Origin of the sequence: Cupriavidus sp. OTU4054 (genome assembly GCF_038440175.1) — a bacterium.
GTDB lineage: Bacteria > Pseudomonadota > Gammaproteobacteria > Burkholderiales > Burkholderiaceae > Cupriavidus > Cupriavidus pauculus_D.
On record NZ_JASATF010000002.1, the window covers coordinates 71,346 to 83,843 of the forward strand.

The following is a 12,498-nucleotide window of genomic DNA, read 5'->3' on the forward strand; positions in this document are numbered from 1 at the left end:
GGGGAGACCCGCGCGATCCGGCACAGGCGTCCGAGGTCCACGGCCGTTGGCGGCGCGTCGGATATCGCGGGCCTGGGCATGGGACGAGATCGCGCAGCCGGCGGCGGACGCGGGCGATGTCTCTCTTCCTCGAGCAACGCGCGATAGCGCATCGGCAGACGAAGCGTCCCGCAGTGCTAGACCCTAGACCCTAGACCCTAGACCGCGGCCTGCGGCGCGAGCGAGACCGCCGCCAGTTCCATGCGGCCGGCGAGGGCCAGCAGCATGCCGCCGTAGCGGAGGCTGTCCTCGCGGCCATGGCCCGTGCGCTGGGGGTAGCTGATATTCAGGCCATAGACCTGCCCGTCGATCCCCGTGAATGCGGTGCCGACCGCTGCCAGATGACCGTACTGGTAGGGCGCGGCGCAATACCCCTGCCGCTGCGCCTGCGCGATGCGGCGCAGGACGCCGCTCCCTTCGCGTGCCCAGCGCTCGCCCGCGCGGGCCGCGATGCGCGCGAGCAGTTCGTCGCGCACGGCGGGTGCCTGCATGGCCAGCCACGCGAGCCCGATCGTGGCGCTGTCCATGGGCACGCGCGTGCCCGGTGCCACGCGCCGGGTGCGGGAAACGCTGTCGCCGCTATGGCGAATCGATACCACGTAGACCATTTCGGTCTGGTCACCGATGGCCAGGCCGACGTTGACGCGTTCCGCCTCCGCAAGGTCCTGCATGGCCAGCAACGCCTGGCGCGGCACGGGCGTCGATTGCACGAACGCATCGGCGAGGCTCAGGACCACGGGCGCCAGCCGATAGGCGCGCGTGGTCAGGTCGTAGCGCAGAAAGCCCGCGGCGACGAGCGAATGCGTGAGGCGGCTCACGGTCGGCCGCGGCAGGCCCGTGCGCGCCGCGAGTTCCGCATTGCTGAGGAAGGTGGTCCCGGCGCGGAACGCGCGCAGCAGCAGAAGCCCGCGTTCGAGCGTCTGGCTGCCGGCATTGTCGCGCGTGAAGCGGCCGGTGTCCTGCGTGCGGCGTCGGCTGGAGGTGCCTTCGGCCGATGGCGTCGATACGGTGGACGAGCGCATTGCACCAATTTCAATCATTGAAATTGCAGTGTAGGCGCGCGCTGGCCTTTGTTGAATACTGAAAAACCACAAGGCCCGCGCGCTGGATGGAACGCGGGTGTGGCCTTGCATGACGAGACAAGGAGACAACCGCCAAATGACGACCGAAGCCAATGCCATGTCGGACGCCGTGGTTCGCCACGCCACGGAAGCGCACGTCGCGCTGATCGAACTCACACGCCCGCCGCACAATTTCGTCAATGCCGACGTCATGCGCGCGCTCGCCGATGCGTTCGACGACTGCGACGCCGATGACGAGTGCCGCGCGGTCGTGCTCGCCTCGGGCCTGCGCACGTTTTGCGCGGGCGCCGATTTCAGCGGCAGCGAACGCGGCGCGGTCCATGCGGATCCGGCGCCGTTCTATGCGCAGGCACTGCGGCTGTTCCGCAATCGCAAGCCCGTCGTGGCCGCCATTCAGGGACCGGCGGTCGGCGCGGGCCTCGGCATCGCGCTCGCGGCGGACTTCCGCGTGACCTGCCAGGAGGCGCGCTTCTCGGCCAATTTCAATCGGCTCGGCTTCCATCCCGGTTTCGGTCTCAGCGTGACGCTGCCGAGGCTCGTCGGCCAGCAGCATGCGGCGCGACTGTTCTACACCGGCGCCCGCATCGGTGGCGAAGAGGCCGTGGCCATCGGTCTGGCCGACGAACTCGTGCCTGAGGACGAAGTCCGCTTTCGCGCGCTCGCGCTGGCTGGCGAGATCGCGCTTTCCGCGCCGCTCGCGGTCGAAAGCACGCGCCAGACGCTGCGCATGGGGCTCGCCGACCAGATCGTCGCGGTCAACCAGCGCGAACTGGCCGAGCAACGCGTGCAGTTTGCCACCGCGGATTTCCGCGAGGGCGTCGCCGCGATGGCCGAGCGGCGCGAACCCAATTTCCAGCGCCGCTGATCGTACGTCAGGGAGACATCGCATGAAGCAGGACGACAGGGTCGGCCGGCCCGCGCTCGCCGGTCCGCTGGACGGCATTCGCGTGCTGGACCTGACATCGGTGGTACTCGGACCGATGGCCACGCAGATTCTCGGCGACCTCGGCGCCGATGTGATCAAGATCGAGGGGCCGGAGGGCGACCTGATGCGCAGCAACGGCGTATCGCGGCATCCGGGCCTGAGCTCGATTTACCTCGCCCTGAACCGCAACAAGCGCTCGGTCGTGCTGGACCTGAAGACCGAAGACGGCAAGGCCGGCCTGCGCGCGTTGATCGCCGATGCCGATGTGCTCGTGCACAACATGCGCGTCTCGGCCATCGAACGGCTCGGGTTCGGCTACGCGGCCGCCGCCGCGATCAATCCGCGACTGGTCTATTGCGTGGCCACGGGCTTCGGCCAGGACGGTCCCGATCGCGACAAGCCCGCCTTCGACGACATCATCCAGGCGGCCTGCGGCCTCGTGGGGCTGCTCACGCCCGAGGGCGAGCGGCCCGAGTATGTGCCGAGCCTGATCGCCGACAAGACCGTCGGCATGGCCCTCGCCAACGCCGTGCTCGCGGCGCTGCTCCATCGCGAGCGTCGCGGCGAAGGCCAGCAGGTCGAGGTCCCGATGCTCGAGACGATGGCGAGCTTCATCATGGCCGAGCACCTCGGCGGGCTGACCTTCGCGCCGCCCACGGGCGGAGCGGGATACGCGCGGCTGTTGCAGGGCGGCCGCCGTCCCGCGCGCACGCGCGATGGCTGGATTTGCGCGCTGCCTTACACGGACCGCCACTGGCGCGCGTTCTTCGAGTCGGCGGGACGCGGGCATCTGCTCGATCAGTTCGATATTTCGGACCGCGCGCAGCGGAACGCCAATATCCGGATGTTGTACGCGCAGATGGCCGAGATCACCGTGGAACGGACGACGGCCGAATGGCTCGCGCTGTTCGCGGAACTCGATATCCCCGCGACCCCGATCCTCGCGCTCGACGATGTGCCGCAGCACCCGCATCTTCAGGCGGTGGGACTGTTTCAGGAAACGACGCATCCCGCGGCCGGCCCGCTGCGCGAGATGCGTCCCGCCGCGCGGTTCTCGGCCACGCCGCTGTCGTTGCGCCGGCACGCGCCGACGCTGGGCGAGCACACGGAAGAAGTGCTGTCGGCGGCCGGCATCAAGACCGCGCCATAACCACGGAGACCCCATGCAATTCGAGATCGATCACGAACACCGGATGGTGAAGGACCTCGTCGCACGCTTCGTGCGCGAGCACATGATGCCGCTGGAGCCCGCGGTACTCGCACGCGAGGCCGAAGGCGGCCACCTGTCGCTGTTGCCTGCGGAAAAGGCGAAGCTCGACGCGATGTCGCGCGAACTGGGCCTCTGGGGGCTCGACGCGCCCGAATCGATGGGCGGGTCGGACCTCCCCGTGGTCGCGATGGTCGGCGTCAACGAGGAAATGGGCCGCACGATCGTCCCGTACTCGCTGCCGCCCGATACGCCGAACCTGCGCATGCTGCTGGAGGCCGCCAACGCGGCCCAGCGCGAGCGCTATCTGGATCCGTACGCGCGCGGCGAGACCGTGTCCGCGATTGCGATCTCGGAGCCCGGCGCGGGCGGCGATCCCGCGATGATGACCACGCGCGCGGAGCGCGATGGCGATGGATGGGTGCTCAACGGCCGCAAGATCTGGATCAGCCGCGCGGAGCAGGCCGACTGGACCATCGTCATGGCCGTGACGGCGCGTGTTCCGGGCAAGCGGCCAGCGATCTCGGCCTTTATCGTCGAGCGCGGCACGCCCGGGTTCAAGATCGAACGGCGCATCCCGATGATCGGCGGCCACTCTACGTACGAGATCGTGCTCGAGGACTGCCGCGTCGCGGGCAGCCAGTTGCTCGGCGTGGAGGGCGAGGGTTTCGCACCGATGCAGACGCGCCTGTCGTCGCGCCGCGTCCAGATGGCCGCATGGTGCATCGGCCGCGCGCAGCGGGCGCTCGACATGATCTGCGAGTACGCGCCGCAGCGTCGTACATTCGGCAGCACGCTGGCGGAGCGGCAGGCCATCCAGTGGTGGGTCGCCGACGCAGCCACGCGCATCCATGCGTGCCGGCTCATGACGTACGACGCGGCCGCGCGCATCGATGCGGGGCAGCAGGCGCGCACGCAGGTATCGATGATCAAGGTCTTCGCCACGGAAATGGCATGGGACGTGATCGACCGCGCGATGCAGACATTCGGCGCGATGGGCATGACCAAGGAGATGCCGTTGCAGATGATGGCGAACGAGACGCGGCTGATGCGGATTTACGAGGGGCCCTCGGAGGTGCATCGCTGGGTGATTGCGCGCGATCTGCTGGGGCTCAAGCGGCAGCAGTAGGCACCGCTTCCCTCCATGGCGACCGCCGGCACAGGCGGCGCCTTCCCAATCCGACATGGCAGGAGACACCATGCAGACGTTGACCCGCATTTTTCATGCAGTACGCAAGCCAGCCGCGCTGGCACTGGCCCTCATCATGCCGTGGGCGGCCGCGCCGGCCTCGGCGTCCGACGGCGATTATCCGTCGCGGCCCATCCGCTTCGTGGTGCCGTTCCCGCCCGGCAGCGGCACCGATTCCACCGCGCGGATCTTCGCGAAGAAGATCACGGACCTGACCGGGCAGGGCGTGGTCGTCGAGAACAAGCCCGGCGGCAACGGGTTTATCGGCGTGCAGACGGTGCTCGGCGCGCCGGCCGACGGGTATACGGTGTTCGTCGGCAGCAATTCGACGCTCTCCACGAATGCCGCGGCCTTTCGCAAGCTGCCCTACGATCCGATCGAGGATTTCGCACCCGTGTCGCTGCTGACGCGCGGTCCGTGCCTCGTGCTCGTGCCGCAGAACTCGCGCTACACGACGCTCAAGGCACTGATCGATGCCGCGCACGAGAAGCCCGGCGCGCTCAATTACGGATCGGGCTCGGTGTCGTATACGTTGTATAGCGAATGGCTCAACGAGCTGGCCAATATGAAGACCACCAACGTGCCGTACAAGGGCGCGGGCGATGCCATCAACGCCGTGGTCGCGGGCAATGTGGACTTCGCGGTGGTCGATGCATCGGGCGCGATCGAGCTGGCCAAGGCCGGCAAGGCGCGCGCGCTGGCGTATACGGCGCCGCGCCGGACGCCGCTGCTGCCCGACGTGCCGACCTCGGCGGAGGCGGGCGTGCCGGACTTCCAGTGCTTCAACTGGGTGGCCGCGGCGCTGCCGGTCAAGACGCCGCCGGCGGTGGTGCAGCGGGTGATTGCCTTGTTCGCCAAGGCCGGTGCGGCGCCCGAGGTGCAGGACTATTACCGGCAGCAATCGAACCAGTTGATCCTTTCCACGCCCGCGGAACTGCGCAGGTACCAGACCGAGGAGATCGCGCGCTGGAAGCGGCTGATTCAGGTGACCAAGCTCGAACTGCAATAACGAAGGGGGTGTCCGATGTTCGTGTCTGATCTGTTTGCAGGGCGGCGCGTGCTGATTACGGGCGGCGGGACCGGTATCGGCGCGAGCATCGGGCGGCGGCTCGTTTCGCTCGGGGCGCAACTGGTGGTCTGCGGCCGGCGGGAGGCTGTGCTTGGCGAGTTTGCCGAGGACGTTCAGCGCGCATTCGGCGCTACGGTCGAGACCCATGTGTGCGACGTGCGCGATCCCGAGGCCGTGGACCGGATGCTTTCGTCGATCTGGGAGACCGGGCCGCTCGACGCGCTGGTCAACAATGCGGCCGCCAGCTTCATCGCGCGCACGGAGCAGCTCTCGGCCCGCGCGGCGGATGCGATCCTGGGCGTCACGATGCATGGCGCGCTGTATTGCACGCTTGGGGTGGGGCGGCGATGGATCGATGCGCGGCGGGGCGGGACGGTGCTGAGCATCCTGTCGACGTCGGTTCGCACGGGGCGGGCATTCACGGTGCCGTCGGCGATGGCGAAGTCCGCTGTCCAGGCGATGACGCGCAGCCTTGCGGTCGAATGGGGGCCGCATGGCATCCGCACCGTGGGCATCGCACCGGGTCCGTTCCCGACCGCGGGCGCGGGGGCCGGGCTCGACCCGACGGGCAGCCGCGCGGCCGTCGATCCGGCGCGCACGAACCCGCTCGGGCGCGTGGGCGAGCATGGGGAACTGGCCAACCTGGCGGCTTATCTCTTGTCCGATCATGCGGGCTATATCAACGGCGAGGTCATCGCCATCGACGGCGGGCAGCATCTGCGCACGTCGGGGGCCGAAGACCTGCTGCAATGGACCGAGGCCCAGTGGCAACAGGCCTCGGCCCGACGCGGCAGCCGGGGCTGATTACGCCCGCATCCGAATCAGATCCGCCGCCTTCTCCGCAAGCATGATCGTCGGCAGGTTCGTGTTGGCGCTCGGCACGGACGGCATGACCGACGCATCGGCCACGCGCAGGCCATCGATGCCGATCACCCGGCAACGGGCATCGACCACGGCCTGGCGATCGTCTGCCCGCCCCATGCGGCAAGTGGACGTCGGATGGCCCATCGGCGCGACGGCGCCGAGGATCTCCTCGTCGGTCAGTCGCTGCTGGCCGATCCAGCGCCCCGGTTTCAACGCGTTGGCCATCACCCGGCGCGACACCCGTGCCGGCGCATTGAGCGCGAGCTTCGCCCCCACCGCCACGAGCGTGCCCGCGAGGCCCGGCCGGTTGAACTGATTCGCGGCCATCACGGGCGGCAGGATAAACGCGTCGTGATAGCTGCGCCGCATCGCGGGCGAGGCCAACAACGCCTCCACCATCCGCGCGGCCAGCACCATGCGCGGCGCATCGCGTGGGTCGTCGAGCAACCGGAAATCGATCGACGGCGGCGCATCTGCGTCGGGCGACGTCACGCGCACCGATCCACGCGAGTAGGGCGCATACAGGGCCGCGCTCACCATCGCGAGATCGGTGCCAAAACTGCGGGGCCCCACGCGCCCGAGCAACGACAGGATCAGGTCGCCCTCGGGGCAATCCGGCTGCCCGGAAGAATGCCGCACCCCCGCGCAGGCAAACGTGCGCACCGCGGACGACTGCCGCGCATGCCGCGGCAACGTGAGCGCGAATTGCAGATAGGGGTGGTTCTGAAGCTGACGCCCCACACCGGGCAGGTGCCAGCGCGGCACGATGCCCGCCGCACGCAAGGCGTCGCTGTCGCCGATGCCCGACCGCAGCAGGATGGCTGGCGAATGCACGCCGCCCGCGCACAGCACGACTTCATCCGCGTCGAGCCGAATCGCCGCATCGCCCCCGGTCTCGCCCCGCCGGTACGTGACACCAGTCGCCCGCCGAACGCCCGCATCGTCCGAGACCTCCACCCGCAGCACCGTGGCATCCGTCACGATCGTCAGGTTCGGCCGCGCGCGCACCGCGGCCGTCAGATAGCACGACACCCCGGACGAGCGGCGACCGTCGCGCGCCGCATAGGGCATGGCGAAGAAACCGCATCCGGGCCGCTCGTTGATATCGTCGATCGTCGCCAGCCCGCGCGCATGCGCCGCCGCCTCGATCGCACTCGCGATACCGGGCCACTCCGCGCGCGGCGCCCGCCGCACGGCGAACGGCCCATCGCTGCCGGGCCTGCCATCGCGTCCGGCATCACCCTCCGCGCGCTCGAAATAGGGCCGCACATCGTCCCACCCCCAGCCACCCGCGCCGGCATCGACCCAGCGCTCGTAGTCGGACGGCAGCCCGCGCAGCGTCCACATACCGTTGATGCTCGACCCGCCGCCCAGAATGCGCGCCTGCGGATACGGAAACTCGTCGCCACCGACGCGCCGCCGCGCCCGCAGTCCCGGCCAGAAATACGACGGGTTCAGCGACGCGCTCGGAAACGCATCGTCGATATCGGCCGGAATCGCATCGGGCCGCACATCGGCGCCGGCCTCGAGCAGCACCACCGTCGCGGCCGGATCCTCCGACAGCCGCGCGGCCAGCACCGCGCCCGCCGTGCCGCCGCCGACGATCAGATACCGCGTCCTAGCGATTGTCGACACGCTTGTTGAACGGGTGGATATTGACCTGCTGCCAGAGGCCCGCATGCGCGAACGGATCGTTGGCGTTGAACGCCACGACATCCTCCTTGCGGTCGGCCTCGACGAGGAAGAACGAACCGATCATCGTTTCGCCATCGTCGGCCAGCAGCGGGCCGGAGACAAGCGTGCGCAGCGTGGCCTGGGACAGATAGGCCTTGTGCGCTTCGTAGTTGGCCAGCCGCACAGACACCGCGTTGGGCTTGTCCAGCGCGTGGATCACGTAGAACATGGTTTCTCCTAGGGTTGATAGTCGACCTGATACCGGGCAATGCGCAGATCGCCGAGCTCGCGCTTCACGCGCTGGTGTTCGGGGTGCACCGCGTACTGTTCCAGCGCGCCCTGCGAGTCGAACTCGGAGTAGAGCACCACGTCGCAGGCATAGTCGACGCGGCTGGAATCCACACCGATCTCGAGGTGCAGCAGCCCTGGAATCTTGCCGCGCAGGCTCTCGAACGCGGCCTTCAGTTGCGCGACGGCCGACAGCTTGTCGCTCTCGCTCTCGCCGCGCAGGTTCCACATCACGATGTGCTTGACGGTCACGCGATTGCCTCCCTGGTCACCGGATTGAGAATAAAGTCGAAGTCGAGCGTGTAGAACGGCGTCGCCGACTCGCTGCCGTCGGGCGCGCGCCCCGGCCGATGCTCGACCCAGTCCGCGATCAGCGACGAGCGCACGCCGAACACCGCATCGGAGTCGAGATACTGGCACCCCTCGCGGAACACATGCGTGACGAGTGTCTCGTAGCCCGGCGCCGACACCATGAAGTGCAGATGCGCGGGCCGCCACGGATGGCGCCCCATGGCGTCGAGCATGCGCCCGACCGGCCCGTCGTGCGGAATCGGATAGCTTTCCGCGACGATCGACTTGAAGTGGAAGCGGCCCTCGGGATCGGCCAGCAGCGTGCCACGGCCCTGCGCGGGCCCGCCGTCGCGCTGGACGTCGTAGAAGCCCTCGGCGTCCGCCTGCCAGACCTCGAGCTTGGCACCGGGGACGATCTCGCCGGTGATGCTGCGCACCTGGCCGCTCACGAAGCACGGTTCCCCGGCCATGCCGTTGCCGACGTCCGCGCCCAGCGCGTAGTCGGGCGCGTCATCGACGTAGAACGGCCCGAAGACCGTGGCCTCCGTGCAGCCCTGCGGCTTGCGATGATTCTGCGCGGTCACGAGCGTGGACAGGCCGAGCGTGTCCGACAGCAGGATGAACTCCTGCCGCGTCGGCGTGCACGTCTGGCCTACCTCGGTCAGGAACTGGATGCCGGCGGCCCATTCCTCCTCGGTCAGCCGGGTTTCCCGGGCAAACGCGTGGAGATGCTGGACCAGGCTCGTCATGATCTCCTTGAGCCGGCTGTCCTTCATGTCGTGGTTGCGCGCCAGTACCGCCTGGGTAATGGTCTCCTCATTGAGGTTGCGCATGATGGTCGCTCCTGATGAAAGAAAGGGTTGGTTACGCCTTGTCGACGTCTTCCCAGCGCGGGCAGGTACGCTTGTCCGCGGGGATGTCCACCGACTGGTAGTTGGTCTTGTCGATCACGGTGGCCGGCAGCACGATCTCGGTCTTCACCGGCAGGTTGCGCAGCTTGCGGATCGCGGTCATCGTGCCGAGGCAGCCCTGGATAAAGCCGTTGTAGTCGCCCGTGGCGAGCAGCGTGCCTGCCTTGATTGCATCGACCGCCTCCTTGGTGCCGTTGATGCCGGACACCAGCGCCTTGCGGTTGGCGCCCTGCAGCGCTTCGATCGCGCCGATCGCCATGGCGTCGTTGGCCGCGAACACCGCGTCGATCTGCGGGTACGACTGCATCAGGTTCTCCATCACCTGCAGGGCCTGCAGGCGCTGGTAGTTGGCCGGCTGCGAGGCCACGAGCTTGATGTTCGGGAACGCCTTCAGCGCGTCGCGCACGCCGCGCGTGCGGTCGATACTGGTGGCCGAACCCTTCACGCCTTCCAGCAGAATCAGGTTGCCCTTGCCGCCCATCGCCTTGAACAGGTGCGTCGCGGTCTTCAGACCCAGCTCGTAGTCGCTGGCGCCGACGAACGCGACGAAGTTACCCACTTCGCTGCGATCGGTCACGTTCACCACCGGGATATTCGCGGCGTTGATCTTCTTGACGCCGGGGCCCATCGCCTTGTAGTCCACGGGCACGAACACCACCGCATCGGCCTTCTTGATGATCACATCCTCGATCTGGCTCATCTGCTCGGGAATGCTGTCCGGCTTGGTCGGGATGTAGTGCGTGACCTTGGCGTTGAGATCCTTCGCGGCCGCATCGGCGCCCTGGCGCAGCGCCTGAAAATACGGGTTGGTCTGGTTCTTCGTGAACACCGCGATTTTCTCGCCGTCCGCATGCGCGGCGGACATCGCGAGCAGCGACATCGCAAGGGCACCGGTCAGCGTGAGGATATGCTTGGGCATGTCAGTCTCCGTTTTACGTATGGTTGTGTGAAATCAGCGCGTTCCGCTTCTGCGGCGGGACAGCGTGTCGAAGAACACCGCGAGCACGACGATGACGCCCGTGACCAGCGGCTGCCAGTTCGCGCTGATGGTCAGCAGGTTCATGCCGTTGAGCACGAGCGTGAGGATGATCGCGCCGATCAGCGTGCCCGAGACACGGCCGACGCCGCCGAACAGCGAGGTGCCGCCGATCAGCACGGCCGCGATCGCGGGCAGCGTCAGCGCCTCGCCGATATCGCCTTCGGCCGAATTCAGCCGCGCGAGGAAGACGAGGCTTGCGAGTCCGGCCATGGCGCCGCTGATCACGTAGACGAGAATCAGCCGGCGGCTCACCGGCACGCCCGAGAGGCGCGCGGCCACGGGGTTGGCGCCGATGGCGTAGATCTCCTGCCCGAACGTGGTCTTTTGCGCCACGGCGATGCCGACGAACAGGAATGCGAGCATCAGGAACACCGGGATCGGCACGCCCCACAGGTAGCCACTGCCGATGGCGCGGAACTCGGGCGGAAATCCATGGATCGTTTCACCGGCCATGAACCAGTAGGTCAGGCCGTGCAGCACCCACAACATGCCGTAGTTCGCGATAAACGGCGGTATGCGCAGCTTGGCCACGAGCAGGCCATTGGCCAGCCCGATGAGCGTGCCGCAGCCGAGGCCGACGGCCACGCCGAGCAGCGGGGAACCCGTGCCCTTGATCACGCTCGCGGCCAGGCAGGCGGACATCGCCACATTGGCCCCGACGGACAGATCGAGCCCGCCGGTCAGGATCACGAGCGTCAGCCCGGACGCGAGCAGGAACAGCAGGCTTGCCTGCCGCAACACGTTGATCAGGTTGCCGGTGGTGAGGAACGCGTCCGAGGCGACGGCCAGCAGTGCGCAAAGCACGCCGAGCGCGGCCAGCCGGTACACGAGCGATCGCGCATCGGACGACAGGGACAGCGGCGCGGCGCCGCCAGCGGTGGTGGTCGTGGTCATGCGCGCTCCTTCGTGTTCTTGAACGATTCGATCAGCAGCACGAGCAGCACCAGCAGACCGATGGCCGCCACCTGCACCGCGGATGGCACGCCCAGCAGGTTCAGGCCATTGCGCAGCACGCCGACGGCCAGCACGCCGAGCACGGTGCCGGGCAGCCAGCCGTTGCCGCGATCGAACGTGGTACCGCCCACGGCCACCGCGGCAATCGCGTCGAACTCCATGCCCATGGCGGCCGTCGGATGCCCGGCGTTCATGCGCGCGGTCAGCAGCAGCGCGGCAATCCCGGCCATGACGCCGCCGAGCACGTACACGGCAATCAGGTAACGATGGATGCTGACGCCCGCGAACTTCAGCGCCTCGCGGTTGCCGCCGAGTGCGAATACGTAGGTGCCGAAGCGCGTGCGGTAGAGCAGCCAGTGGAACAGCGCATAGCTGGCGGCCGCGATATAGATCGGAATCGGCACGCCGAGCCATTCGCCCGCGTAGAGGTCCGGAATCGCGTCCGAGATGCCGACCACGCTCTGGCCATCGGTCAGCACGAGCGCGAGGCCTTGCGCGGCGCCGAGCGTCCCCAGCGTGGCCACGAACGGCGGAATGCCGAGACCGGTGACCAGGCCGCCGTTGACGAGCCCGAACGCGACGCCGACGCCCAGCGCGGCGAGCAGCGCCAGCGATACCGAGCCCGTGGAGATGTTGACCATGGCCAGCACCACGCCGCACAGCGTCAGTACCGCCCCGATCGACAGATCGAGACCTTCGGTCATGATGATCAGCGTCATCGGCAATGCAATCAGCAGCAGGATGGTCGATTGCGTGCCGACGTTGAGCAGGTTGGCCACGCTGAGGAATCCCGAACCGAATACGCTGAAGGCGGCGATCAGCAATAGCAGCACCCATGCGGCGCCGGGAATGCGGCCCGCAAGGCCGGCGGTGGGCACGAGAGCGGCAGCGCGTGGGGTGGCGGGTGTCAGCGACATGGCATCGGGATGCAGGATGGCTTGTGGAGCAGGGCGGGTATCAGGCATG

General features: G+C 68.1%; 13 protein-coding genes. 5 read left to right on the forward strand and 8 right to left on the reverse strand.

Annotated features, from left to right (window positions below; genetic code table 11):
- Window positions 1-197: 197 nt before the first annotated feature.
- Window positions 198-1,061 carry an IclR family transcriptional regulator gene (locus tag AAHB16_RS03155; protein ID WP_150374345.1) on the reverse strand — a complete coding sequence of 288 codons (864 nt, stop codon included), beginning with the start codon at window positions 1,059-1,061 and terminating at the stop codon, window positions 198-200.
- A gap of 136 nt (window positions 1,062-1,197) precedes the next feature.
- Between AAHB16_RS03155 and AAHB16_RS03160 the strand changes: the two genes are divergently transcribed.
- The 5 genes from AAHB16_RS03160 to AAHB16_RS03180 all read left to right on the forward strand — a co-directional run bounded on the left by AAHB16_RS03160 (window position 1,198) and on the right by AAHB16_RS03180 (window position 6,315).
- The gene (locus AAHB16_RS03160; RefSeq protein WP_150374346.1) at window positions 1,198-1,986 is read left to right on the forward strand and encodes an enoyl-CoA hydratase/isomerase family protein; all 789 of its coding nucleotides are present in this window, start codon (window positions 1,198-1,200) and stop codon (window positions 1,984-1,986) included.
- Window positions 1,987-2,008: 22 nt separating this feature from the next.
- Window positions 2,009-3,196 carry a CaiB/BaiF CoA transferase family protein gene (locus tag AAHB16_RS03165; protein WP_342050057.1) on the forward strand — a complete coding sequence of 396 codons (1,188 nt, stop codon included), beginning with the start codon at window positions 2,009-2,011 and terminating at the stop codon, window positions 3,194-3,196.
- Between the two features lie 13 nt (window positions 3,197-3,209).
- Window positions 3,210-4,382 carry an acyl-CoA dehydrogenase family protein gene (locus tag AAHB16_RS03170; protein WP_342050058.1) on the forward strand — a complete coding sequence of 391 codons (1,173 nt, stop codon included), beginning with the start codon at window positions 3,210-3,212 and terminating at the stop codon, window positions 4,380-4,382.
- Between the two features lie 70 nt (window positions 4,383-4,452).
- A complete protein-coding gene (locus AAHB16_RS03175; protein WP_446718060.1) occupies window positions 4,453-5,451 on the forward strand; it encodes a Bug family tripartite tricarboxylate transporter substrate binding protein in 999 nt (332 codons plus the stop codon).
- 15 nt (window positions 5,452-5,466) lie between these two features.
- A complete protein-coding gene (locus AAHB16_RS03180) occupies window positions 5,467-6,315 on the forward strand; it encodes an SDR family oxidoreductase (RefSeq protein WP_342050059.1) in 849 nt (282 codons plus the stop codon).
- Here AAHB16_RS03180 and AAHB16_RS03185 read toward each other — a convergent pair whose 3' ends face one another.
- The 7 genes from AAHB16_RS03185 to AAHB16_RS03215 are packed head-to-tail and all read right to left on the reverse strand — an operon-like array spanning window position 6,316 to window position 12,497.
- Window positions 6,316-8,010: a GMC family oxidoreductase gene (locus tag AAHB16_RS03185; RefSeq protein WP_342050060.1), complete on the reverse strand. Its 1,695-nt coding sequence runs from the start codon at window positions 8,008-8,010 to the stop codon at window positions 6,316-6,318. It lies immediately after the preceding gene.
- Window positions 7,994-8,278: a YciI family protein gene (locus AAHB16_RS03190; protein WP_150374352.1), complete on the reverse strand. Its 285-nt coding sequence runs from the start codon at window positions 8,276-8,278 to the stop codon at window positions 7,994-7,996. Before AAHB16_RS03190 ends, AAHB16_RS03185 begins: the two co-directional genes overlap by 17 nt.
- Window positions 8,279-8,286: 8 nt before the next feature.
- Window positions 8,287-8,589 (reverse strand): Dabb family protein, encoded by a 303-nt coding sequence (locus AAHB16_RS03195; protein ID WP_263364822.1) that lies wholly within the window; start codon window positions 8,587-8,589, stop codon window positions 8,287-8,289.
- A complete protein-coding gene (locus AAHB16_RS03200) occupies window positions 8,586-9,461 on the reverse strand; it encodes an intradiol ring-cleavage dioxygenase (protein WP_150374353.1) in 876 nt (291 codons plus the stop codon). Before AAHB16_RS03200 ends, AAHB16_RS03195 begins: the two co-directional genes overlap by 4 nt.
- A gap of 31 nt (window positions 9,462-9,492) precedes the next feature.
- Window positions 9,493-10,458, reverse strand: a complete 966-nt coding sequence (locus AAHB16_RS03205) for a sugar ABC transporter substrate-binding protein (protein ID WP_150374354.1) — start codon at window positions 10,456-10,458, stop codon at window positions 9,493-9,495.
- A gap of 33 nt (window positions 10,459-10,491) precedes the next feature.
- Entirely contained in the window at window positions 10,492-11,472 is a 981-nt protein-coding gene (locus AAHB16_RS03210) for an ABC transporter permease (RefSeq protein WP_342050061.1), read from the reverse strand.
- On the reverse strand, window positions 11,469-12,497 hold the full coding sequence (locus AAHB16_RS03215) for an ABC transporter permease (protein WP_342050062.1): 1,029 nt from the start codon (window positions 12,495-12,497) through the stop codon (window positions 11,469-11,471). The genes AAHB16_RS03210 and AAHB16_RS03215 overlap by 4 nt, the downstream gene beginning before the upstream one ends.
- Window position 12,498: the final 1 nt, after the last annotated feature.

What these genes read in the sequence shown, in the direction of transcription:
- AAHB16_RS03155 (WP_150374345.1), bottom strand. Translation starts at nt 1,061, where the DNA reads ATGCGCTCGTCCACCGTATCGACGCCATCGGCCGAAGGCACCTCCAGC.
- AAHB16_RS03180 (WP_342050059.1), top strand. Translation starts at nt 5,467, where the DNA reads ATGTTCGTGTCTGATCTGTTTGCAGGGCGGCGCGTGCTGATTACGGGC.
- AAHB16_RS03170 (WP_342050058.1), top strand. Translation starts at nt 3,210, where the DNA reads ATGCAATTCGAGATCGATCACGAACACCGGATGGTGAAGGACCTCGTC.
- AAHB16_RS03165 (WP_342050057.1), top strand. Translation starts at nt 2,009, where the DNA reads ATGAAGCAGGACGACAGGGTCGGCCGGCCCGCGCTCGCCGGTCCGCTG.
- AAHB16_RS03200 (WP_150374353.1), bottom strand. Translation starts at nt 9,461, where the DNA reads ATGCGCAACCTCAATGAGGAGACCATTACCCAGGCGGTACTGGCGCGC.
- AAHB16_RS03210 (WP_342050061.1), bottom strand. Translation starts at nt 11,472, where the DNA reads ATGACCACGACCACCACCGCTGGCGGCGCCGCGCCGCTGTCCCTGTCG.
- AAHB16_RS03175 (WP_446718060.1), top strand. Translation starts at nt 4,453, where the DNA reads ATGCAGACGTTGACCCGCATTTTTCATGCAGTACGCAAGCCAGCCGCG.
- AAHB16_RS03190 (WP_150374352.1), bottom strand. Translation starts at nt 8,278, where the DNA reads ATGTTCTACGTGATCCACGCGCTGGACAAGCCCAACGCGGTGTCTGTG.
- AAHB16_RS03160 (WP_150374346.1), top strand. Translation starts at nt 1,198, where the DNA reads ATGACGACCGAAGCCAATGCCATGTCGGACGCCGTGGTTCGCCACGCC.
- AAHB16_RS03215 (WP_342050062.1), bottom strand. Translation starts at nt 12,497, where the DNA reads ATGCCTGATACCCGCCCTGCTCCACAAGCCATCCTGCATCCCGATGCC.
- AAHB16_RS03205 (WP_150374354.1), bottom strand. Translation starts at nt 10,458, where the DNA reads ATGCCCAAGCATATCCTCACGCTGACCGGTGCCCTTGCGATGTCGCTG.